The sequence below is a fragment of the Citrobacter braakii genome (genome assembly GCF_009648935.1).
GTDB classification, from domain to species: Bacteria; Pseudomonadota; Gammaproteobacteria; order Enterobacterales; family Enterobacteriaceae; genus Citrobacter; species Citrobacter braakii.
The window spans coordinates 37,803-60,216 of sequence record NZ_CP045771.1; the positions used below are offsets into that span (position 1 = coordinate 37,803).

The 22,414-nt window shown below is 54.0% G+C and carries 18 protein-coding genes and 1 pseudogene; 8 read left to right on the forward strand and 11 right to left on the reverse strand.

The features are described 5' to 3' along the window. Positions 1-120: 120 nt before the first annotated feature. Complete coding sequence (rpsB, locus tag GFC06_RS00180; protein ID WP_016151758.1) at positions 121-846, reverse strand: 30S ribosomal protein S2; 726 nt, start codon at positions 844-846, stop codon at positions 121-123. A 450-nt stretch (positions 847-1,296) separates the two neighbouring features. On the opposite strand from rpsB, the gene map reads away from it, so the two are divergent. The 4 genes from map to GFC06_RS00200 all read left to right on the forward strand — a co-directional run bounded on the left by map (position 1,297) and on the right by GFC06_RS00200 (position 6,230). Then, positions 1,297-2,091, forward strand: a complete 795-nt coding sequence (gene map, locus GFC06_RS00185) for a type I methionyl aminopeptidase (RefSeq protein WP_016151757.1) — start codon at positions 1,297-1,299, stop codon at positions 2,089-2,091. A 114-nt stretch (positions 2,092-2,205) separates the two neighbouring features. Continuing rightward, positions 2,206-4,878, forward strand: coding sequence for a bifunctional uridylyltransferase/uridylyl-removing protein GlnD (gene glnD, locus GFC06_RS00190; protein ID WP_016151756.1), 2,673 nt, complete (start codon positions 2,206-2,208; stop codon positions 4,876-4,878). A gap of 31 nt (positions 4,879-4,909) precedes the next feature. After that, positions 4,910-5,734: a 2,3,4,5-tetrahydropyridine-2,6-dicarboxylate N-succinyltransferase gene (gene dapD / locus GFC06_RS00195; RefSeq protein WP_003829186.1), complete on the forward strand. Its 825-nt coding sequence runs from the start codon at positions 4,910-4,912 to the stop codon at positions 5,732-5,734. Positions 5,735-5,843: 109 nt separating this feature from the next. After that, positions 5,844-6,230, forward strand: a complete 387-nt coding sequence (locus GFC06_RS00200; protein WP_003018562.1) for a DUF3461 family protein — start codon at positions 5,844-5,846, stop codon at positions 6,228-6,230. A 42-nt stretch (positions 6,231-6,272) separates the two neighbouring features. On the opposite strand, the gene cdaR is transcribed toward GFC06_RS00200, so the two are convergent. The 3 genes from cdaR to dgt all read right to left on the reverse strand — a co-directional run bounded on the left by cdaR (position 6,273) and on the right by dgt (position 10,659). Beyond that, positions 6,273-7,430 carry a DNA-binding transcriptional regulator CdaR gene (gene cdaR / locus GFC06_RS00205; RefSeq protein ID WP_016151755.1) on the reverse strand — a complete coding sequence of 386 codons (1,158 nt, stop codon included), beginning with the start codon at positions 7,428-7,430 and terminating at the stop codon, positions 6,273-6,275. 148 nt (positions 7,431-7,578) lie between these two features. Then, a complete protein-coding gene (gene degP, locus GFC06_RS00210; RefSeq protein WP_016151754.1) occupies positions 7,579-9,012 on the reverse strand; it encodes a serine endoprotease DegP in 1,434 nt (477 codons plus the stop codon). 129 nt (positions 9,013-9,141) lie between these two features. Beyond that, positions 9,142-10,659, reverse strand: a complete 1,518-nt coding sequence (gene dgt, locus GFC06_RS00215) for a dGTPase (protein ID WP_046275348.1) — start codon at positions 10,657-10,659, stop codon at positions 9,142-9,144. An 83-nt stretch (positions 10,660-10,742) separates the two neighbouring features. On the opposite strand from dgt, the gene mtnN reads away from it, so the two are divergent. Genes mtnN through GFC06_RS00230 form a run of 3 tightly spaced genes read left to right on the forward strand, consistent with a single transcriptional unit; the run spans position 10,743 to position 12,895 of the window. Continuing rightward, positions 10,743-11,441: a 5'-methylthioadenosine/S-adenosylhomocysteine nucleosidase gene (gene mtnN, locus GFC06_RS00220; RefSeq protein WP_016151752.1), complete on the forward strand. Its 699-nt coding sequence runs from the start codon at positions 10,743-10,745 to the stop codon at positions 11,439-11,441. Beyond that, positions 11,434-12,234 carry a vitamin B12 ABC transporter substrate-binding protein BtuF gene (gene btuF, locus GFC06_RS00225; protein WP_016155723.1) on the forward strand — a complete coding sequence of 267 codons (801 nt, stop codon included), beginning with the start codon at positions 11,434-11,436 and terminating at the stop codon, positions 12,232-12,234. Before mtnN ends, btuF begins: the two co-directional genes overlap by 8 nt. A 37-nt stretch (positions 12,235-12,271) precedes the next feature. Beyond that, on the forward strand, positions 12,272-12,895 hold the full coding sequence (locus GFC06_RS00230; RefSeq protein WP_006686772.1) for a TRIC cation channel family protein: 624 nt from the start codon (positions 12,272-12,274) through the stop codon (positions 12,893-12,895). Between the two features lie 119 nt (positions 12,896-13,014). Here the strand turns inward: GFC06_RS00230 and erpA are convergent, their stop codons facing one another. The 3 genes and pseudogenes from erpA to clcA all read right to left on the reverse strand — a co-directional run bounded on the left by erpA (position 13,015) and on the right by clcA (position 14,862). Further along, a complete protein-coding gene (gene erpA, locus GFC06_RS00235; RefSeq protein WP_003018581.1) occupies positions 13,015-13,359 on the reverse strand; it encodes an iron-sulfur cluster insertion protein ErpA in 345 nt (114 codons plus the stop codon). Beyond that, positions 13,352-13,417, reverse strand: a pseudogene (yadW, locus tag GFC06_RS23225) (small protein YadW). The gene erpA and the pseudogene yadW overlap by 8 nt, the downstream one beginning before the upstream one ends. A gap of 23 nt (positions 13,418-13,440) precedes the next feature. Beyond that, the gene (gene clcA / locus GFC06_RS00240; protein WP_019078400.1) at positions 13,441-14,862 is read right to left on the reverse strand and encodes a H(+)/Cl(-) exchange transporter ClcA; all 1,422 of its coding nucleotides are present in this window, start codon (positions 14,860-14,862) and stop codon (positions 13,441-13,443) included. Between the two features lie 168 nt (positions 14,863-15,030). Between clcA and hemL the strand changes: the two genes are divergently transcribed. Then, positions 15,031-16,311 carry a glutamate-1-semialdehyde 2,1-aminomutase gene (hemL, locus tag GFC06_RS00245; RefSeq protein ID WP_103766817.1) on the forward strand — a complete coding sequence of 427 codons (1,281 nt, stop codon included), beginning with the start codon at positions 15,031-15,033 and terminating at the stop codon, positions 16,309-16,311. Between the two features lie 100 nt (positions 16,312-16,411). On the opposite strand, the gene fhuB is transcribed toward hemL, so the two are convergent. The 4 genes from fhuB to fhuA are packed head-to-tail and all read right to left on the reverse strand — an operon-like array spanning position 16,412 to position 22,375. Continuing rightward, positions 16,412-18,394 carry a Fe(3+)-hydroxamate ABC transporter permease FhuB gene (gene fhuB / locus GFC06_RS00250; protein ID WP_137367174.1) on the reverse strand — a complete coding sequence of 661 codons (1,983 nt, stop codon included), beginning with the start codon at positions 18,392-18,394 and terminating at the stop codon, positions 16,412-16,414. After that, positions 18,391-19,281, reverse strand: a complete 891-nt coding sequence (gene fhuD / locus GFC06_RS00255; RefSeq protein ID WP_019078397.1) for a Fe(3+)-hydroxamate ABC transporter substrate-binding protein FhuD — start codon at positions 19,279-19,281, stop codon at positions 18,391-18,393. Before fhuD ends, fhuB begins: the two co-directional genes overlap by 4 nt. Further along, complete coding sequence (gene fhuC, locus GFC06_RS00260) at positions 19,281-20,078, reverse strand: Fe3+-hydroxamate ABC transporter ATP-binding protein FhuC (RefSeq protein ID WP_003845793.1); 798 nt, start codon at positions 20,076-20,078, stop codon at positions 19,281-19,283. The genes fhuD and fhuC overlap by 1 nt, the downstream gene beginning before the upstream one ends. Before the next feature lie 47 nt (positions 20,079-20,125). After that, entirely contained in the window at positions 20,126-22,375 is a 2,250-nt protein-coding gene (gene fhuA / locus GFC06_RS00265) for a ferrichrome porin FhuA (RefSeq protein WP_153689711.1), read from the reverse strand. Positions 22,376-22,414 lie beyond the last annotated feature (39 nt).

The following is a 22,414-nucleotide window of genomic DNA, read 5'->3' on the forward strand; positions in this document are numbered from 1 at the left end:
AAGATTTGATCTGCCCGGCATGAAACCGCACAGATTTAAAAGTGAAAAAGGGGCCTAAAGGGCCCCTAACCAAACGTGATACTACCTGGTTTATAAGGGGGCTCGAACGAGCGTGCCTTATTATTCAGCTTCTACGAAGCTTTCTTCCGCCTGGGAAGCCAGATCCTGAGAACGGCCTTCACGAACGGTAGTAGCTACAGCGCCCAGGTACAGGGTCACAGCACGGATTGCGTCGTCGTTACCCGGGATAACGAAGTCAACACCGTCCGGATCAGAGTTGGTATCAACGATAGCAAATACTGGGATACCCAGGTTGTTTGCTTCTTTGATAGCAATGTGCTCGTGGTCAGCATCGATTACGAACAGAGCGTCCGGCAGACCGCCCATGTCTTTGATACCGCCCAGGCTGTTTTCCAGTTTCTCAAGCTCACGAGTACGCATCAGCGCTTCTTTCTTGGTCAGCTTTTCGAAAGTACCGTCCTGAGACTGAGTTTCCAGATCTTTCAGACGTTTGATGGACTGACGAACGGTTTTCCAGTTAGTCAGCATGCCGCCCAACCAGCGATGGTTCACGAAGAACTGGTCGCAGTTGTTAGCAGCTTCTTTCACCGCTTCGCTTGCAGCGCGTTTAGTACCAACGAAAAGGATTTTACCTTTACGAGCAGAGATCTTGTTCAGTTCAGCCAGAGCTTCGTTGAACATCGGTACAGTTTTCTCAAGGTTGATGATGTGAACTTTGTTACGCGCACCGAAGATGAACGGCTTCATTTTCGGGTTCCAGTAACGGGTCTGGTGACCGAAGTGAACACCAGCCTTGAGCATGTCGCGCATGGAAACAGTTGCCATGATTAAAACCTCTATATATAAAAGTTGGGGTTAAGCCTCCACGCATCCCATATTACCGACCCCAAAGGGCACCCCGGAATATGTGCCGATACGTGTGTGTTGTTACACAAAGTGAGATTTGTCGCTCCCGTCCATCGTGTGTAGTCTTCAAATGGATCGGAAGTCCGGCGCGCTTTATACCACAAATACGCTACCGACACCAATAATTGTTGGCGGTGCATGCTGAATGAACGATGAATTTCGTGTTACAGGGAGGCAGCCAATTTTTTGCATCTCCGGGCGCTTACATGCAGTAAGCGACTGGAGTGAAAAATTTCAGCCAACACACCTGTGGCACGAAAGGCGAAGTTCAGAATGATTCTCAATTTGGCAGCATGTATGCCGGACTGATACCATTGGCACCACTTAAACAATTATTGCCGATATCATCGGCACTGATGGACAGAATTCATGGCTATCTCAATCAAGACCCCTGAAGAAATCGAAAAAATGCGCGTCGCAGGCCGTCTGGCCGCCGATGTACTGGAAATGATCGAACCGTTTGTTAAGCCAGGCGTCAGCACCGGCGAACTGGATCGCATCTGTAATGACTACATCGTGAATGAGCAGCAGGCCATTTCCGCCTGCCTGGGCTATCACGGTTATCCGAAGTCCGTGTGCATCTCTATTAATGAAGTGGTGTGCCATGGGATACCGGACGACGCCAAGCTCCTGAAAGACGGCGATATCGTCAACATCGACGTAACCGTGATTAAAGACGAGTTCCACGGTGATACCTCGAAAATGTTCATCGTCGGCAAACCAACCATTCTGGGCGAGCGTTTGTGCCGCGTCACGCAGGAAAGCCTGTATCTGGCGCTGCGGATGGTAAAACCGGGTATTCGCCTGCGCACGCTGGGCGCTGCGATTCAGAAATACGCGGAAGGCGAAGGCTTCTCTGTGGTCCGTGAATATTGCGGTCACGGCATCGGTCGCGGCTTCCATGAAGAGCCGCAGGTTCTGCACTACGATGCAGACGACGGCGGTGTGGTACTGCAGCCGGGCATGACCTTCACCGTAGAGCCCATGCTGAATGCCGGTGATTACCGCATCCGCACCATGAAAGACGGATGGACGGTGAAAACCAAAGATCGGAGCTTGTCTGCTCAGTACGAGCATACTATTGTGGTGACGGAAAAAGGCTGTGAAATTCTGACATTACGCAAGGATGACACCATCCCGGCGATCATCACACACGACGAATAATGTTTTGCCTGATGGCGATGCACCCGCATCTTATCAGGCCTACAAATTGTACTACTTCGTAGGCCGGGTAAGGCGTTCACGCCGTCATCCGGCTTTTTTAATGGGTGGCGCATAATGAATACTCTTCCTGAACAACACGCAAATACTGCCCTCCCCACCCTGCCAGGCCAACCGCAGAACCCCGGAACCTGGCCGCAGCACGATCTCAACTGCCCCGGCATTAAAGCGCATATCGACACTTTCCAGCACTGGTTAGGTGACGCGTTTGACAGCGGGATTTCCGCAGAACAGCTGATTGAGGCCCGCACCGAGTTTATTGACCAGTTACTGCAACGTCTGTGGATTGAAGCCGGTTTCGGTCAAATTGCCGACCTGGCGCTGGTTGCCGTTGGCGGTTACGGGCGCGGCGAACTGCATCCGCTTTCCGATATTGACCTGCTGATCCTGAGTCGTAAAAAGCTACCAGACGCGCAGGCCGAAAAAGTTGGCGAACTGTTAACGCTGCTATGGGACGTGAGGCTCGAGGTTGGGCACAGCGTGCGCACGCTGGAAGAGTGTCTGCTGGAAGGATTGTCAGATTTAACCGTCGCCACCAACCTGATTGAAACACGCCTGCTGATTGGTGATGTGGCGCTGTTTCTTGAGCTACAAAAGCATATTTTTAGCGAAGGTTTCTGGCCGTCCGATAAGTTTTACGCAGCCAAAGTTGAAGAGCAGAATCAGCGCCACCAGCGCTATCACGGCACCAGCTACAACCTGGAGCCGGATATCAAAAGTAGCCCCGGCGGCCTGCGCGATATTCATACCCTGCAATGGGTGGCCCGCCGCCATTTTGGCGCCACCTCACTGGATGAAATGGTCGGTTTCGGCTTTTTGACGCAGGCAGAACGTGCCGAGCTGAATGAATGTTTGCATATCCTGTGGCGCATTCGCTTTGCCCTGCATCTGGTCGTTAGTCGTTACGACAACCGTCTGCTGTTTGATCGTCAGCTCAGTGTGGCGCAACGCCTGAACTACGGCGGTGAAGGCAATGAGCCTATCGAGCGGATGATGAAAGACTATTTCCGCGTCACACGACGGGTCAGCGAACTGAACCACATGCTGTTGCAACTGTTCGACGAGGCGATCCTCGCCCTGCCCGCCGATGAAAAACCACGTCCGATTGATGACGACTTTCAACTGCGCGGCACATTGATTGATCTGCGCGACGACGACCTGTTTATTCGCAAACCCGAAGCGATATTGCGGATGTTTTACATCATGGTGCGTAATAGCGCGATCAGCGGAATTTACTCCACTACGCTGCGCCATTTACGTCATGCCCGCCGTCATTTAACGCAGCCGCTGTGCTACATCCCGGAGGCGCGTTCGCTGTTTCTCAGTATGTTGCGCCATCCGGGCGCGGTGAGTCGCGGCCTGCTGCCTATGCATCGCCACAGCGTGTTGTGGGCCTATATGCCGCAATGGTCGCATATTGTCGGCCAAATGCAGTTTGACCTGTTTCATGCATATACGGTGGATGAACACACTATTCGCGTAATGCTTAAGTTGGAAAGTTTTGCTAACGAAGAGACCCGTCAGCGCCATCCGCTGTGCGTGGATCTGTGGCCGCGTCTGCGACAGCCGGAGCTGATTCTGATTGCCGCGCTGTTCCACGATATCGCCAAAGGTCGCGGCGGCGATCACTCGGTTCTCGGCGCCCAGGATGTGCTCAAATTCGCCGAACTGCACGGGCTGAACTCCCGCGAAACGCAACTGATCGTGTGGCTGGTGCGCCAGCATTTGCTGATGTCGGTTACCGCTCAGCGCCGCGATATTCAGGATCCCGAAGTCATTAAGCAATTCGCCGAAGAGGTGCAAACGGAACATCGTCTGCGCTTTTTGGTGTGCCTGACCGTCGCAGATATTTGCGCCACCAACGAAACGCTGTGGAATAGCTGGAAGCAAAGCCTGCTGCGCGAGCTGTACTTCGCGACGGAAAAACAGTTACGGCGCGGGATGCAAAACACGCCGGATATGCGTGAGCGCGTACGCCATCATCAGCTTCAGGCGCTGGCGCTACTGCGCATGGACAACATTGATGAAGAAGCGCTACACCATATCTGGTCGCGCTGTCGCGCCAACTATTTTGTACGTCACAGTCCAAATCAGTTGGCCTGGCATGCACGTCATCTGCTGCAACACGATCTCAGCAAGCCGCTGATCCTGCTCAGCCCGCAGGCCACGCGAGGCGGGACGGAAATTTTCATCTGGAGCCCTGACCGCCCTTACCTGTTTGCTGCCGTCTGCGCCGAACTGGACAGGCGCAACCTTAGCGTCCACGATGCGCAGATTTTCACCACCCGCGATGGGATGGCGATGGATACGTTCATTGTGCTGGAACCAGACGGTAGCCCGCTGTCGTCAGACCGACACGAAGCGATCCGTTTTGGGCTTGAACAGGCGATCACCCAGCGTAGCTGGCAGCCGCCGCAACCGCGTCGCCAGCCGGCAAAATTACGTCACTTTACCGTCGATACCGAGGTCACTTTTCTGCCGACCCATACCGACCGAAAATCATTTCTTGAGCTTATCGCTCTCGACCAGCCAGGACTGCTGGCGCGGGTCGGGCAGATTTTTGCCGATCTGGGAATTTCGCTGCATGGCGCCCGAATTACAACTATTGGCGAGCGAGTAGAAGATTTATTCATAATCGCTACCGCCGACCGGCGCGCCCTTAATAATGAGCTGCAGCAGGAAGTGCATCAACGGTTGACAGAGGCCCTCAATCCAAACGATAAAGGGTAATGTTTTTATTTATTATGGAAAGAGTTTAACAATGCAGCAGTTACAGAACGTTATTGAGTCCGCTTTCGAGCGCCGTGCCGACATTACTCCGGCAAATGTAGATACCGTAACCCGCGAAGCGGTGAATCAGGTTATTTCTTTACTGGATTCCGGTGCACTGCGCGTCGCAGAAAAGATTGAGGGTCAGTGGGTCACGCATCAGTGGCTGAAAAAGGCGGTCCTGCTCTCTTTCCGTATTAACGATAATCAGGTTATCGAGGGTGCGGAAAGCCGTTACTTCGATAAAGTGCCGATGAAATTCGCCAACTACGACGAAGCGCGCTTCCAGAAAGAAGGTTTCCGCGTGGTTCCGCCCGCGGCAGTGCGTCAGGGCGCGTTTATCGCCCGTAACACCGTGCTGATGCCGTCTTACGTGAACATCGGCGCTTATGTTGATGAAGGTACGATGGTTGATACCTGGGCGACCGTGGGTTCCTGTGCGCAAATCGGTAAGAATGTACACCTGTCCGGTGGCGTTGGTATCGGCGGCGTACTGGAACCGTTGCAGGCTAACCCGACCATCATCGAAGACAACTGCTTCATCGGCGCGCGCTCTGAAGTGGTTGAAGGCGTGATCGTCGAAGAAGGCTCCGTCATCTCCATGGGTGTATATATCGGCCAGAGCACCCGTATTTACGATCGCGAAACCGGCGAAGTGCATTACGGCCGCGTTCCAGCGGGCTCCGTGGTCGTCTCCGGCAACCTGCCGTCGAAAGATGGCAAATACAGCCTGTACTGTGCGGTGATTGTGAAGAAAGTCGATGCCAAAACGCGTGGCAAAGTGGGAATCAACGAACTGTTACGCACCATCGACTAACAGCGATTTGAAAAAGCGGGCTTAGCCCGCTTTTTTTACATCTGCGAGTGGCATAAACAAGGCTTTTCGTTAATTATTCAATGGTTATAGTGAGCTTAAGGGTACCGCTATGTATGACAATCTGAAAAGTCTGGGCATTACTAATCCTGAAGAGATCGATCGTTACAGCCTGCGGCAAGAAGCCAACAACGATATCCTGAAAATCTATTTCCAGAAGGATAAAGGCGAGTTTTTTGCCAAGAGCGTGAAGTTCAAATATCCCCGTCAGCGTAAAACGGTTGTCGCCGATGGCGTCGGTCAGGGTTACAAAGAAGTGCAGGAGATCAGTCCCAACCTGCGCTACGTGATCGACGAACTGGATCAGATCTGCCAGAGAGATCGCAGCGAAGTCGATCTTAAACGCAAGATCCTCGATGATTTACGTCATCTGGAAAGCGTCGTGACCAACAAGATCAGCGAGATTGAAGCCGATCTGGAAAAACTAACGCGCAAATAAGTAGATTGTTGCCTGATAGCGCTACGCTTATCAGGCAATTAATCAATGCTGCTCATCCAGCTGCAACGCCACATACAGCAGCAGTCGATCGTCAAAATTCCCCAGATCCAGCCCGGTCAGCTCTGAAATACGGTTCAGGCGATACTCCAGCGTATTGCGGTGAATAAACAATGCTTTTGAGGTCGCCAGCGGCTGAACGTTATGTCGAAACCATGCCGATAATGTTCGACGCAGCAAACCGTTGTTATCCATCGCTTTCAGCCTTACCAGCGGGCGCGCCAGCTCATTGGCCTGCCAGCCGCCGCGCAGGCTGTCCAGCAGCACCGGCAGCATCAAGTCCTGATAGAAATAGCTCCGACTTTCCGGCATCCGCTGCTTGCCGACCATCATGGTGGTGCGCGCCGTACGATACGAACGGGCAATGCTGCCGGGCCCGGTAAAATAGTTGCCCAGCGACACGCGAAAACGCAGTTGTCCATTCTCTTTCATGCGGGCAATCAGTTGCTCAACGCGCTTGCGATGATCTTCAGCGTCCCAGCGGCCAAACTGATTGAGGGCTGGTTTCAGCACCACCATCTCGGTCAGAGAAACAATCGCAATCAGATTATTACGTTCGGGTGTAGTCAACGCGTTCTGCAATTGCTGTAGCTCCGCCATCGCACTATCAACGCCAAGCTGACCGCTGTCGACCTCCACTACCGCCACCACGCGCGGCTGGTTCAAATCAATGCCCAATCGCTGTGCCCATTCCATCAGCGCCGGGGTATTCTCTTCCGCCTGAATCAGGTTCATCACCAGCTCTTCACGCAGACGGCTATCCTGCGCTAACAGATGCATCAGACGCGACTGTTCCAGCATCATTTCGGCGGTCATGCACACCAGTTCGCCATACTTGCGCAGATGTTCCGGCTCGCCAGTAAGACCGATAACGCCAACGATTTCGCCTTCCAGACGCAGCGGCAGGTTTATCCCCTGACGCACACCATGTAAATGCCGGGCTACCGCATCGTCAATATCGACCACCCGACCTTGTGAAAGCACCAGCAGCGCGCCTTCGTGCAATTCACCAATTCGTTCGCGATCGCCGCTGCCAATGATCCGCCCGCGGGCATCCATTACGTTGATATTGGTATCAATGATGCGCATAGTTCGCGCTACGATATCCTGCGCCATTTTGGTATCAAGATGCCAGCCAGCCATAAACCCCTCCTGTGAGCAGAGCTCAAGCATAGGGAAGATAATAAGCGGCGGCATTGTGCAACTGCACAAAGCGAGAGGGAGAAGTATGGAGTTGTGGGAAGTATCACAAAAAGAAACCCCTTCCTGTGCAGGAAGGGGTTTAGGGAGATTACTGCATCAACAGATAGATGGAGCTGTCACCACGCTGAATGTTCAGCGCCAGTACAGCCGGTTTGCTGTCGAGGATTTTGCGCAGTTCGGCGATATTTTTCACCGGCTGCTGGTTCGCACCGATAATCACATCCCCTTTCTTCAGGCCAATCCGTGCAGCCGGAGAATTCGCTTTCACCTCGCTGACCACGACCCCTTTGTCCTGGCCTTTGTTGCTCATATCAGCCCCTTCAATGCCTTTGAAGATAGAGCTGGAATCAACCTGAGTCTGGCTGCTCTGCTGCAGTTCCAGATTCACAGTGACCGGCTTACCGTCACGCAACAGGCCAAGGTTAATTTTGCTGCCTACCGGCATCGTACCCACCTGCGCACGCAGGGCGGCGAAGCTGCTGATCGGTTTACCGTTCAGGGAGGTAATCACATCCCCGGCTTTAATACCTGCTTTCGCTGCGGAAGAGTTCGGCATCACCTGGCTGACAAATGCGCCACGCTGAGCATCAACTTTCATCGCTTTCGCCAGCTCAGAGCTCAGCTCGGTACCCATAATACCCAGCTCACCGCGTTTAACCTGACCAAACTCAACCATCTGCGACGTCAGGTTTTTCACCATGTTGCTCGGGATTGCAAAGCCGATACCGATGTTACCGCCGTCCGGCGCAAGGATCGCGGTGTTAATACCGATCAGCTCACCGTTCAGGTTGACCAGTGCGCCACCGGAGTTACCCCGGTTGATCGCGGCATCCGTCTGAATAAAGTTTTCGTAGTTTTCCGCGTTCAGACCGCTACGGCCCAGCGCAGAAACAATACCGGAGGTCACGGTCTCACCGAGGCCAAACGGGTTACCAATTGCTACGGTGTAATCACCCACACGCAGCGCGTCGGAATCTGCCAGCTTAATCGCCGTCAGGTTTTTCGGATCCTGAATTTGGATCAGCGCGATATCGGAGCGCGGATCTTTACCCACGATCTTCGCATCAAATTTACGGCCATCGCTCAACTGAACCTTAATCACCGTGGCGTTATCCACCACGTGGTTGTTGGTCACGACATACCCTTTCGCGGCATCAATAATTACGCCGGAACCCAGCGCCATAAATTTCTGCTGCTGGCCGCCGCCGTTGTCAGCGCCCGGCGCGCCGCCCTGGCAGAACGGTGAACTCTGGAACGGTGAACCGTCCTGGCAGAATGGTGAATTATCACCGAAGAACTGCTGGAAATTACGCGGCATACGCGGCGTATTTACCGTCGTGCTCCCCTCGACGTTAATGCTTACCACCGATGGCATCACTTTTTCGAGCATCGGGGCCAGGCTTGGCATCTGTTGGGCGGTCATTGCTGAAGACGACGTCTCAGCCGCTGTGGCAGACAGGGGGGACAACGCCAAACCTAAACTCAGAGCCAGTGCACTCATTGCTAATGTGGTTTTTTTCATGTGTTTCGTTCTCGATTAACAGGTAACGCAAAATTGCTGTATACGTCAGAGTCGTTTTATAACGCTAAGTTCCAGAATTGAGTTTAAGGAAAAAGTAAAATTTTATTGGCCGTCTTTACAAATGAGTATTTATTGTTCTACGGCCATCAAGCGACGATATTCATCCCAGGCATACAGATCGGTCATCCCGCTGATATAATCCTGAATCAGCCGGCAGCGATAATAATATTCCATTACCGAAAACTCAGCGCAACCCGTTGATATTTTACTAACCGCCTCGACATAAGCAAGGCGATGGCGAGTAGACAACTTCTGAAATAATCGTGATTCGATAGGAAAACGTTTAACTCTTTCATTGTCGACCAGCTCAGTAAAATCTGACTGGGACATTTTTAATAAAGGCTGATAGATCTCCAGCAACCCGCTGATCACCCGATACCCCTGCAATTCCAACTGCTCAACGTCCGGATGACTAAATACGTGTTTTACCGCCACATTTTTATAGACCCCCAGCAACTGACTAAAGCTACTGGCATCTTCTAACAGCGCGTGATTAAAGCTGCCGTCAAAAACCTGCGGTAAATTATCAATAAACCGCTGGGCTGCATACGGCACCAGTTTATTCAGCGTATTGACGCGTAAATACATAAAGAACTGATCTTCCGTGCTCCGGCTTAATGTATTTGACCGTGATTTCTCCCAGGCATTCTCAACAACCTGGCTAAACAGGGAACCTTTTTCGTGGTGCCCCCACGCCTCATGCAGATGGTGATAAAGTTGCTCGACGCTAAAGATTCTTTTCTCAACGGCATCTTCCAGGTCGGCCACGCAATAAGAGATATCATCGGCAGCTTCCATAATCCAGGTTAACGGAAAGCGACTGTAAGGCGCTAATGATAATTCTTTACGTAACCGTTCAATATACGGTTCTTCAGAAAGGTAATAGCCCGGTTTCTTCATTAAATAGTTATGCGTCGTAGGCGTACTTCCACGCCACCACGCCGGACGGGTATATTTTAAAATACCACCAACCTGGGCCCAGGTAAGATTCATACGCATCAAAGTATGCACCAGACGAATACCTTGGGCATTACCTTCAAAATGGCACAGGTCCTGGCGCACCTTACGGCGAATATCATTCAGCGACTCTTCGCCTTCGCGCAAACGTAACGCCGCCACCAGGCAGCGGTCGTCGCTGAGGGGCTGACTTTCCGCGTCGGCGGGATACAGCCGCTGGCGGAACCAGTCATTAATCGCCGCTTCACCAAAATGACCAAACGGCGGATTGCCAATGTCATGCATCAGGCACGACATTTCGACAATACTCTCAAACGGTCCCGTCAGTTCATCCAGACCATACTGCTCCAGCAGTTTTAGTTCTTTCAGTCGGCTGAGGATCTCTTTAGCGATATAGCGCCCAACTTGCTGAACTTCCATCGAGTGCGTCAGCCGCGTGCGCACCGCCGCGTTACGCTCCAGCGGAAAGACCTGGGTTTTTTGTTGCAGTCGGCGAATAGCCGGAGAATTGATAATACGTCCACGATCGCTTTCGAAAATACGCAGGATCTCATGCTCCGTCTTCACGCCCTGCGGCGAACGGTAACGACGATGCCAGTTTATTTTTTTTCGGAAATCGATCTGTACCATATCCTCTCCCGCCTGAGAAATGCGCTACCCCTTAAGCGCATGATAGACTATGCCCTCAAATCTGGCTTATCGCGAGTAAATCTATGAAAATCGGCATCATTGGTGCAATGGAAGAAGAAGTTACGCTACTGCGTGACAAAATCGAAAACCGTCAGACCCTCTCTCTCGGCGGTTGTGAAATTTACACCGGCCAACTGAACGGTACAGAGGTTGCGCTACTGAAATCAGGTATCGGTAAAGTGGCGGCGGCGCTGGGCGCTACGCTGCTGCTTGAACGCTGCAAGCCGGATGCCATCATTAACACCGGTTCCGCGGGCGGCCTGGCCTCTACGCTGAAAGTCGGCGATATTGTGGTTTCTGACGAAGCGCGCTATCACGATGCCGACGTTACCGCCTTTGGCTATGAATTTGGTCAGTTACCGGGCTGCCCGGCTGGTTTTAAAGCCGATCCTGCGCTGATTGCTGCAGCAGAATCCTGCATTGCGCAACTCAATCTGAACGCCGTTCGCGGACTAATCGTCAGCGGCGATGCCTTCATTAATGGCTCCGTGGGCCTGGCTAAAATTAAGCATAACTTCCCGCAGGCCATTGCCGTTGAGATGGAAGCGACCGCGATTGCGCACGTTTGCCATAACTTCAATGTGCCGTTTGTCGTGGTTCGCGCCATCTCTGACGTCGCCGATCAGCAGTCCCATCTCAGCTTTGACGAGTTCCTGGTTGTTGCCGCGAAACAGTCAAGCCTGATGGTTGAAACGCTGGTACAGAAACTGGCGCATGGCTAAATTACTCTCCAGGGCGCTGGTCGCCCTGCTTTTCACTCTTCCGGCGTTCCTGTACGCCGCACCGCGTGTTGTGACGCTTTCTCCAGCCAATACCGAACTCGCCTTTGCCGCCGGCATTACACCTGTAGGCGTCAGTAGCTACTCAAACTACCCGCCAGCGGCCAAAAATATCGAGGAGGTTTCCACCTGGCAAGGTATGAACCTTGAACGCATTGTGGCGCTTAAACCGGATTTAGTCGTCGCCTGGCGCGGGGGAAATGCTGAGCGGCAGGTGAATCAACTGACCGCCCTGGGAATTAAGGTCATCTGGGTGGACGCCGTTACCATCGAGCAGGTCGCCGATGCGCTCCGCCAGCTGGCAGCGTGGAGCCCAAAGCCTGAGCAGGCAAAACAGGCGGCGCAAACCATGCTTGATGACTATGCTTTACTAAAATCTCGGTATGCCAACAAACCGAAAAAACGCGTGTTTCTCCAGTTTGGCGCAAATCCTCTGTTTACCAGTGGAAAAGGCTCCATTCAGCACGAAGTTCTTGAGGTATGCGGTGGAGAAAACATCTTTGCCGGCAGTCGGGTCCCCTGGCCACAGGTTAGCCGTGAGCAGGTCCTGGCACGAGCGCCCCAGGCTATTGTTGCAACCGGAGGGCCAGGCGAAACTCTGAAAATTGAACAATACTGGGGAAACCAGCTAAAAATACCCATTATTACACTTAATAGTGACTGGTTCGAACGCGCGAGCCCGCGTATTATCCTCGCCGCAAAACAACTCTGTAATGCGCTTTCACAGATAAATTAGCGCCTGCCCCCACCAGGTCTGTTGTGAGGATTTAAAAATGCTCGTCTATTGGCTGGATATTGTCGGCACCGCGGTATTTGCTATCTCTGGCGTCTTACTGGCCGGAAAATTGCGAATGGACCCGTTTGGCGTCCTGGTCCTCGGGGTGGTTACCGCCGTTGGCGGCGGAACGATCCGCGATATGGCGCTGGATCATGGGCCGGTATTTTGGGTTAAGGATCCCACTGATCTGGTGGTGGCAATGATCACCAGCATGCTGACAATCCTGCTGGTACGTCAGCCACGACGTTTACCGAAGTGGATCCTTCCGGTGCTGGATGCCGTTGGCCTGGCGGTGTTCGTGGGGATTGGCGTCAATAAAGCATTTCTCGCCGGGACGGGCCCCCTGGTGGCGATCTGTATGGGGGTGATTACCGGCGTCGGCGGCGGGATCATTCGCGATGTGTTAGCTCGTGAAGTCCCGATGATTCTGCGCACCGAAATCTACGCCACGGCATGTATTATCGGCGGGATCGTGCATGCGACAGCGTTTTATACCTTTAATGTATCGCTGGAAAACGCCAGTATGATGGGGATGATCGTCACCCTGCTGATTAGGCTTGCCGCCATTCGCTGGCATTTGAAATTGCCGACGTTTGCACTGGATGATAACGGGCGTTGATGTGATGATGCAGAACATGTAGGCCGGATAAGGCGTTTACGCCGCCAACCGGCACATTGCCCGGTGGCGCTACGCTTACCGGGCCTACACCATCAGACCATCGGTATTACAGGCAGCAATCAGATGCTGAAAGAAGAACCACACCCGCAGGTGCTTTTCGCATTGGGATTAGTCACAACGAAGCGGGAACCTTCCAGACCTTCCGTATAGTCAACCGCGCCGCCCACCAGATATTGCAGGCTCATCGGATCAACCACCAGACCCACACCTTGTTTCTCAATGGTCATATCACCATCGTTCACCTGATCATCAAAGGTGAAACCGTACTGGAAACCGCTGCAACCACCGCCGGTGATATACACGCGTAATTTCAGATTCGGGTTATCTTCGTCAGCGATCAGGCTTTTTACTTTATTGGCTGCTGCTTCAGTAAATTGCAGTGGCAGCGCTACGTCATCACTCATATTTTGCTCCAAACGACATTGGCAATTGGGCAAATTATAACCCAATGGTTAAGGCCATTATCTAATACCCTGGTATTTCGTTCAAGTATTCTCGCCAGCGGCGGTACTCTGGCTTTTTGCCGCTTGCTCCGCTTCCTGTTTTGCCAGCGTGCGGGCAAGGATAGTCGAGTATAGCGGCTTTCCACCCATAAATTGGGCTAATAGTGTTGCGCCAAGACAGGTAATAATCATTGGCAAAATGAGCTGATAGTTATCGGTCATCTCCAGCACCAGTACAATACCGGTTAGCGGTGCACGTACCGAAGCCGCCAGCAAAGCCCCCATTCCGGCAATGGCAAAGGTTCCGGCCTCCAGATGATACTGTGGAAAAGAGGCCGCCGCGGCCATACCGAACGCGGTGCCAAGTAACGTACCCAGCGCCAGCATCGGGGCAAAAATCCCACCGGGCGCGCCGGAAGAGAAGCACAGCAGCGTGGTGATCACCCGGGTAATAAATATAAACAGCAGTAAACCGACGCTAAAATTACCCGCCGCGGCGATAGGAATCAGGTTAAACCCGCCGCCTGCCGCTTCCGGTTTAATTAATCCCAGGATCCCGCACAGGCCACCAATCGCGCCGCCCATCAGCACCCATTTTTTAATTTCACCGCCGTGGAAGCGCTGGAACATATCCTGGGTACGCAACACCATGGTGTTGAACAACGGCCCGACACAGCCAAAAATAAGCCCCAGCACAAGATACAGCCACAGCGTATTTACCGGTGCATTAGACAGCTTCCCGACTTCAATAATCGGTGCTTCACCGTTGAACACACGAAACACGATGCTCGACATAATAACGCCGGTAAACACGGCTTTGATCGAGACGAGGTTATAGCGAAACTGCGGGCGCATCTCTTCAATAATGAACAGGATCCCCGCCAGAGGCGCATTAAACGCCGCCGACAAACCCGCAGCCGCACCGGTGGCCAGCAGGGTATGTCGCGCTTCAGCGCTGCGCATGCGGAAAATATCCAGCACCATGCGCCCAATGTTCCCGCCTATCTGTACGGTCGGCCCTTCTCGCCCGAGCACCATACCGGCTCCCAGCGTGCCCATGCCGCCAATAAATTTCACCGGCAGAACGCGCCACCAGCGCACAGGTCGTAGCTCTTCCAGCGCGCCTTCAATCTCAGGGATCCCCGAGCCTCCCGCTTCCGGCGCAAATTTACGAACCAGAAAATAGCCGACCATCGCCAGCAATGCAGAGAGAATAAACGCCAGCGGCCACAGCAGAATGGCATGGTCCGCAACCTGGGCCAGGGCGCCAATGCGCTGATTTTGCACCCAGGTCACCGCTTTCTCAAATGCCACGCCAACAAGCCCCGTCACGGTACCGACAACGGCGGCCATCAACAGGATCGCCAACGGCGTTTTGTCGCGTTCCAGGAGTCGACGGATTTGATCCCTGCGGCGTAAACGCACAATTTGTTGTGCTTCAAAAGAGGGAGAGTCAGTCTTCATCAGATGATCATTAATTGGTAATACAAATACGGAATCGGCATTCTACTCGCACATTTCACGAAAATCCCCTGCAAATCGCATTGTTTCAAATGCGTAAAACTTTCATAACCTTCTCTGAATAACTAGAATAGCGGGCATTTACTTTTTCTACGAACCAGGACCCCATCCATGAGTAAGTCTGAAAATCTCTACAGCGCAGCACGCGAACTTATCCCTGGCGGCGTTAACTCCCCCGTTCGCGCCTTTACTGGCGTGGGTGGTACTCCGCTGTTTATCGAAAAAGCGGACGGCGCGTATCTGTACGATGTCGATGGTAAAGCGTATGTCGATTACGTCGGTTCCTGGGGACCGATGGTACTGGGCCATAACCACCCGGCAATTCGCAATGCGGTGATTGAAGCCGCAGAACGCGGTTTAAGCTTCGGCGCGCCAACCGAGATGGAAGTGAAAATGGCGGAGCTGGTCACTGAACTTGTGCCGACCATGGATATGGTGCGTATGGTGAACTCCGGTACGGAAGCGACGATGAGCGCAATCCGTCTGGCGCGCGGTTTCACCGGTCGCGATAAGATCATCAAATTTGAAGGCTGCTATCACGGTCATGCCGACTGCCTGCTGGTTAAAGCTGGTTCCGGCGCGTTAACGCTGGGTCAGCCAAACTCCCCGGGCGTTCCAGCCGATTTTGCGAAACACACCCTGACCTGCACCTACAACGATCTCTCTTCAGTTCGTGCGGCATTTGAACAGTATCCGCAGGAGATCGCCTGCATTATCGTTGAGCCGGTCGCAGGCAACATGAACTGCATCCCGCCGCTGCCAGAATTCCTGCCGGGCCTGCGTGCCCTGTGTGATGAGTTTGGCGCACTGTTGATCATCGATGAAGTCATGACCGGTTTCCGCGTGGCGCTGGCCGGTGCGCAGGATTATTACGGCGTCGTTCCGGATCTGACCTGCCTTGGCAAAATCATCGGTGGCGGGATGCCCGTTGGCGCATTCGGCGGTCGCCGTGATGTGATGGACGCGCTGGCGCCAACCGGTCCGGTTTATCAGGCGGGTACGCTTTCAGGTAACCCGATTGCGATGGCAGCAGGTTTTGCTTGTCTGAACGAAGTGGCCCAGCCAGGTATTCATGAAACGCTGAACGAACTGACGACGCGTCTGGCGGAAGGTCTGCTGGAAGCCGCCGAAGAGACGAATATTCCGCTGGTGGTTAACCATGTGGGCGGGATGTTCGGGATTTTCTTCACCGATGCAGAAACCGTGACCTGCTATCAGGATGTGATGGCATGCGACGTTGAACGCTTCAAGCGTTTCTTCCACATGATGCTGGATGAAGGGATTTACCTGGCGCCGTCCGCCTTCGAAGCGGGCTTTATGTCCGTCGCGCACAGTGAAAACGATATCAATAACACCATCGACGCCGCGCGCCGGGTGTTTGCGAAATTGTAAAAGAGAACGTCCAGAAATAACGTAGGCCGGGTAAGGCGAAGCCGCCACCCGGCTTTTTTATTGCCGGATGGCGACGCAGCCTAAATGGAAGAGATTAACCTCAGCGACTCTGCTTACGTAGCAGATAGATAAAGTACGGCGCGCCAATAAACGTCGACAGTAATCCTGCCGGGATCTGATACGGAAACAGCACCATCCTGCCGCACCAGTCAGCAAAGACTAGCAGCACACCTCCCGCCAGCGCCGAAATCAGCATATGCGGCATCGCTCGACGAAAACCCATCATTCGGGCAATATGCGGAGCCATCAGCCCGACAAAACTCAACGGTCCAATGGTCATGGTTGCTGTCGCCGTTAGCCCCGCAGCCAACAGCAGTAACCCCACGCGTGACGGCGTGATCGCCATACCCACCGCACGCGCCGTATCGCCGCCGAGCGGTAAAATCGTCAGCCAACGACGGCACAGCGGCGTCAGCGCCAGCAGGATAACCATCACAATCCCGGTGCGCAGTACCTGTTCGCCCGTCGCGTTATAGGTTGAGCCGGAGATCCAGGTCAGCACGCCCGCCATACGCGGATCGCCACTGGCCTGCAGCATCATCAACAACATAGTAAACGCCGTACTGAGCGCCATCCCTGCCAGCAGCATACGGTGCGGCGAAAAACCACCGCGCCCGGCGGCAATCATAATGATAAGCAAGGTGACCGCAGCCCCGAGGCTCCCTGCGGGCAGCAGCCAGCCAAAGGCATTTCCGGGGACCAGAAACAGCATTAACACCACGCCAAATGCCGCGCCGGAGCTAATGCCCAGAACTTCCGGGCTAGCCATTGGGTTTCCGGTCAGACGCTGAATAATACAGCCCGCTACCGCCAGCATAACCCCGGCAATCAACGCCGCCAGAATACGTGGCCAGCGCCAGGGCATCAGTTCATCCAGCATCGCGCCACTGGCCCATGTCCAGCCGTGCGCATCGCGGCCAAACGACAGCGCCACCACCAGAGTCAGCAGCAAAACCACCCCGCCCGCCAGCGCAAACATCAGTACATTCTGACGCTCCGCGGCGATACGGTTGCTGGCATTCATATCCGGTGCGCTCATACTTCTAAGGCGCGGCAACAACCACAGCAGCAATGGCGCACCAATCAGCGCAGTCACCGAACCGGTAGAGACCTCCATCCATACGCGGGTCAGCCACAGAATGATTTGGTCAGAGAGCCAGAGGATCAACGCACCAATCAGCGGGGCCAGCATCAGACGCGCCAACAGACGCCGCGCGCCGAGCATTTTCGCCAGCAGTGGTGCAAAGAGGCCAATAAAGCCGATAATCCCAACCGCGTTAACCAGCAAGGCGCTGATGACAATCGCCAGCGATAAGGCCGCCAGGCGCGCCAGCGACAACGCCAGACCGAGGTTACGCGCCACGCCGTCATCCAGTCCCATCAGCGTCATTGGACGCAACAGCAGCAGAGTCAGCATCACGCCGCCCAGCAGCTGTGGCCACAGTCGCTGTACGCCGCTCCAGTCGGTTTGGGTTAGCGTGCCGCTGCTCCATAAAAACATGCTTTGCAGTTGATCGTGATGGAAGATAACCATCAACTGGTTAATCGCCCCGCAGTACAGGCTGACCACCAGTCCGGCAAGGATTAACGTCACCGGAGAAAGACGTTTGCCCCAGGCGACGCCAAACACCAGCGCCCCAACGACACAAGCACCTGCCAGCGCAGCAAATTGCGTGGTGAGCGCACCGGGAATAGCCCACAGCGTCGTGACGGTAATGCCCAACTGCGCACCGGTCGCAACGCCTAGCGTGGTTGGCTCCGCCAGTGGGTTACGCAGCACCTGCTGAAACAATACGCCGACCAGTCCCAGCCCGGCCCCGACCAACAGCGAAATCGCCAGCCTCGGCAGCAGGCTGTAGTGGAAAACCATCTGTTTAATGGCATCGATATCCGGTGACCAGATAGCCTGTTGCCATTGGCTGCGCGGTAGCGCAACGGAGAAGTTAACCCATGTGAGCCAACAGGCGGCAACAAACAGAACCGTCAGCAGGAGAATGGGGAACAGCGCGATACGTTTACTCACGCTTTGCCTCCCAGCGCATTATCCAGAATGCGGGCAAAATGCATGGCCGATAGCGTTGCGCCATAGAACCAGACGGCCGGCACGCGCTGAAAACGTCCACTGCGAACAAAGGGCATCGCCTGCCACAACGGCGTAGACATCAGTGCAGCCATCTCTTTATCGTTGCCGTGATCAAAGCACAATACATCGACATCCTGAAAAGCAGCCAGACGGTCAATACTCACGGCAGTGCTGCCCCAAAAGTTTGTCTCTCCCTGCCAGGCGTTGGGGATCCCATATTCGTCCAGCACGTCCTGAAACAGGCTGTTTGGGCCAAACACCAGCATATGCCGCGAATCAAGCAGGGAGGTGAGAAGCACAGGGCGCGCACCGCGTTGAATGAAGCGCGGCTTCAGGCTGGCAATAAAACGATCGTACTCAGTCAGATGGCGTTCAGCAGAGGCCTGCAGATTGAACAATTGCGCCATTTCCTGCAGCGATTGTCGCGCAACGACCAGAGGTTTTTTACCGTCGCTGAAGTTAAATCCCCGACCAGGTGCAATACGCGCCAGCTTTTCAGGGGAAGGACCATAGCCTGCCGACCAGAGCAGAAACGAGGGTTTCATTTCGGTCAGCAGTTCGAGATTGGGTTCCGTGCGTAGCCCGACATCAATCACCGAGTCCGGTAGAGGTGGCTCACTGACCCACAGCTTGTAGTTAGGGATATCCGCAATGCCATACGGCGTAATACCCAGCGCCAGCAACAGCTCTACCGGCAGCCATTCCAGCGCCACAATACGCTGCGGATCAATCGCCGCGGCGGACGCCGTATTCATCCGCCACAGCAGCGGCGAGAGCGCCATCGCCGTAAGCAGACGCCGACGGGTAATATGATGTAATTCAATCATTAATAGACAAAACTCACGGGTGCGGCACCGGCCGGATGCGGCAAAATGCCCATCGGGATACCGTAAATCTGTTCCAGAGTTTCACTGCGCATCAGTTCAGCAGGCGTTCCTTGCGCAATCATTTCACCACCGCGCAGCGCAACTAAGTAATCGCAGTAGCGGGCCGCCATGTTGATATCATGCAGCACCGCAATCACCGTTAGCCCACGCTGCTGGCTTAAGCGATGCACCAGCGCCAGCACGTCAACCTGATGAGCGATATCCAGCGCGGAAGTCGGCTCATCAAGCAGCAGACAGCGGCTGTCCTGCGCCACCAGCATGGCAATCCACGCACGCTGGCGTTCTCCGCCGGACAGGCTATCCACCAGGCGGTGCGCCAGCGGTTTTAAGCCGACCAACGAAATAGCTTCTTCTACTTTCTCTCTGTCGGCAACGCCAAAACGTCCCAGCGCCCCGTGCCACGGATAGCGGCCAATCGCCACCAGTTCACGCACCGTCATCCCTTCGGCCTGCGGCAACTGCTGCGGCAGATAGGCGACCTTGCGGGCAAACGCTTTACTGCTCCAGTTCTCCAGCGGCTGTTCGTCGAGCAGGATTTCACCTTCCGACGGCGGCTGATGACGTCCCAGCATTTTCAATAACGTCGATTTTCCGGACCCGTTGTGACCGATAAGGCCGGTCACTTTCCCCACAGGAAAAGTTAATGAGAGAGGATGCAAAAGCGTGCGGCCAGGCACACGAAAGGAGACATTACGCAACGCAAAAGTGGTGTCGGGATGGGATCTGTTTTCCTGCATAGCAGCCAACTTGTAAAACGGGCACGCAAAGCGTGCCCAAAAAGAAATTAGAAACGGAAGGTTGCGGTTGCAACGACCTGACGTTCTGCGCCCCAGAAGCAGCCATAGGTATTGAAGCAGCTGGCGACGTACTCACGGTCAAACAGGTTGTTCACATGCAGCGCCACGTTGGAACCCGCCATGCCGACGCGCGCCAGATCGTAACGTACTAACGCATCCACCAGCGTATAGCTTCCCACTTTGAAGGAGTTTGCCGGATCGCCATAGCTGGAACCAGTATAACGAACACCCGTACCCAACGTCAGCCCGGAAAGCGCGCCGTCATAAAGGGTGTAATCCCCCCACAGTGATGCCATATGTTTTGGCACCTGAGCAGGCGTGTTACCTTTGTAGTTGGTGTCAGTGGTGTACTCCGCATCGGTATAGGTATAAGAACCGACCACGTTAACGCTGGCTGACAGCGCCGCTTTCGCTTCAATTTCCACACCACGTGAGCGAATTTCACCACCTTCAACTGACCAGAATGATCCGTTCGGGTCGGCCATCAGGTTGTTGGTTTTGGTCAACTGGTAAACAGCACCGGTGATCACGATCGGACGATCGCTCGGCACATACTTCACGCCCGCTTCGTACTGCTTACCTTTAGATGGAGTAAAGATATTACCGCTTTCCCCGACCTGAGAACTAGGTTCAAACGATTCGCTGTAGCTGAAATACGGAGTCACACCGTTGTCGAACAGGTAGTTAACACCGCCACGCCAGGTGAACTGTCTGTCATCACGGGAATCCAGCACGCCAGAAACACGGTTCAGTGAGTCCTGCTTAGCCCAGTCGTAACGACCACCCAGAGTGACCAGCACCTTATCCCACTGCATCTGATCCTGAGCGTACAGGCCAGTTTGTTCCTGTTTATTCAGAACTCGGTAGGCAGCACCCGGTCCAGTATGCGCCCCAAAATCAAAGTCGCTGCGATCAAGGTTATAAATATCTGAAGGCGCTACCGAACCAGCCCAACCAAACCAGGAGTTGATATCGTTACGCATCCGCATATAGTCAACGCCGGTCAGCAATGTGTGATCCAGGGAACCTGTGGCGAATTTGCTCTGCAACTGGGTATCAACAGCGAAGTTCTGCAATTTCTCATTATCGTCAACATACTGACGAGTCAGCGTGTGAGACCACTCGGACTGAGGAACGCTGGCGCAAGGACTGTTAGCCGGATCTTTTGTATAGAGCGGGTCAGAGCACATACCGTAGCCATACACGCTGTTCTGCGAAACCTTGTTTTGCGCGTAACGCAGGTTCTGACGCACGGTAAAGGTGTCGTTAAATTCGTGGTCGAAGCTGTAGCCCACCATCTTCTCGTTACGAGAGTAGGTATTGTTGTTCGCACCTTCGTTGAAATCGGTAGGCAGACGCTTGCCGTTCGGCAGCTCAGTCACCGTCCCCTCTTTCGGCAACCAGCCGTAATAGCCAGTTTCCGGCTCGTTCTGGAAGTAGGAGAGGAAGGTGAAGTTCGTTTTATCATCCGGACGCCATGTGAACGATGGCGCGATGGCGTAGCGTTGTTCTTCCGCGCCCTGCTGCTGCGCATTCGCGGAACGCGCCAGGCCGGTCAGGCGGTATGAGTACACACCATCGTCATCCAGCGCATCGCTGAAGTCAAAACCGGTCTGGAACAGGCTGTCAGTGCCCATCTTGAACTGAATTTCTTTTAACGGCTCTGTGGTCGGGCGTTTGCTGACCATGTTCAACAAGCCGCCAGGGTTACTCTTTCCGTAAAGAACGGAAACCGGACCGCGCATCACTTCAGCGCGTTCCAGCATATACGGGTCGATTACCGCATCGTTGTAGAAGTTACCCTGCATCTTCAGGCCATTCAGATAGTTATTCTGACTTTGGCCGTCGGCGGCAAATCCGCGAATAATCAGGTAGTCATAGGTGTTAGACGCGCCGCGGGTACCTACGGCTACGCCAGGCGTGTAGCTGAGCGCCTCTTTAACTGATTTCGGCTGATGCAACGCCATCTCTTCGGCGGTGACCACTGAAATAGACTGAGGAACTTTTTGAATCGGGGTGTCAGTTTTGGTCGCCGTAGCAGACTGTCGTGCGGCGATGGTTGCCGCTGGCCCCCATGCGCTTTCTTGTGCGGCAGGAGCAGCAGTTACGGTGATGGTTTCTTCTTTCGGGTCAACCGCCGCCTGTGCATAGACAGACATGCCGCTAACCGCTGTGGCTACCACTACTGCGATTTTACGCAGCGATGAACTTGGCTGAGCAGTTTTAAGACGCGCCATTGGTATTTCTCTGATGAAAGTGAATGATAACGTAAACGA

Bases quoted from the DNA above. Each gene is read 5' to 3' on its own strand.
- fhuD (WP_019078397.1), bottom strand. From the start codon at position 19,281: ATGATTGAATTACATCATATTACCCGTCGGCGTCTGCTTACGGCGATG.
- fhuC (WP_003845793.1), bottom strand. From the start codon at position 20,078: ATGCAGGAAAACAGATCCCATCCCGACACCACTTTTGCGTTGCGTAAT.
- map (WP_016151757.1), top strand. From the start codon at position 1,297: ATGGCTATCTCAATCAAGACCCCTGAAGAAATCGAAAAAATGCGCGTC.
- dapD (WP_003829186.1), top strand. From the start codon at position 4,910: ATGCAGCAGTTACAGAACGTTATTGAGTCCGCTTTCGAGCGCCGTGCC.
- hemL (WP_103766817.1), top strand. From the start codon at position 15,031: ATGAGTAAGTCTGAAAATCTCTACAGCGCAGCACGCGAACTTATCCCT.
- clcA (WP_019078400.1), bottom strand. From the start codon at position 14,862: ATGAAGACTGACTCTCCCTCTTTTGAAGCACAACAAATTGTGCGTTTA.
- degP (WP_016151754.1), bottom strand. From the start codon at position 9,012: ATGAAAAAAACCACATTAGCAATGAGTGCACTGGCTCTGAGTTTAGGT.
- GFC06_RS00200 (WP_003018562.1), top strand. From the start codon at position 5,844: ATGTATGACAATCTGAAAAGTCTGGGCATTACTAATCCTGAAGAGATC.
- btuF (WP_016155723.1), top strand. From the start codon at position 11,434: ATGGCTAAATTACTCTCCAGGGCGCTGGTCGCCCTGCTTTTCACTCTT.
- glnD (WP_016151756.1), top strand. From the start codon at position 2,206: ATGAATACTCTTCCTGAACAACACGCAAATACTGCCCTCCCCACCCTG.
- cdaR (WP_016151755.1), bottom strand. From the start codon at position 7,430: ATGGCTGGCTGGCATCTTGATACCAAAATGGCGCAGGATATCGTAGCG.
- rpsB (WP_016151758.1), bottom strand. From the start codon at position 846: ATGGCAACTGTTTCCATGCGCGACATGCTCAAGGCTGGTGTTCACTTC.
- mtnN (WP_016151752.1), top strand. From the start codon at position 10,743: ATGAAAATCGGCATCATTGGTGCAATGGAAGAAGAAGTTACGCTACTG.
- dgt (WP_046275348.1), bottom strand. From the start codon at position 10,659: ATGGTACAGATCGATTTCCGAAAAAAAATAAACTGGCATCGTCGTTAC.
- erpA (WP_003018581.1), bottom strand. From the start codon at position 13,359: ATGAGTGATGACGTAGCGCTGCCACTGCAATTTACTGAAGCAGCAGCC.
- fhuA (WP_153689711.1), bottom strand. From the start codon at position 22,375: ATGGCGCGTCTTAAAACTGCTCAGCCAAGTTCATCGCTGCGTAAAATC.
- GFC06_RS00230 (WP_006686772.1), top strand. From the start codon at position 12,272: ATGCTCGTCTATTGGCTGGATATTGTCGGCACCGCGGTATTTGCTATC.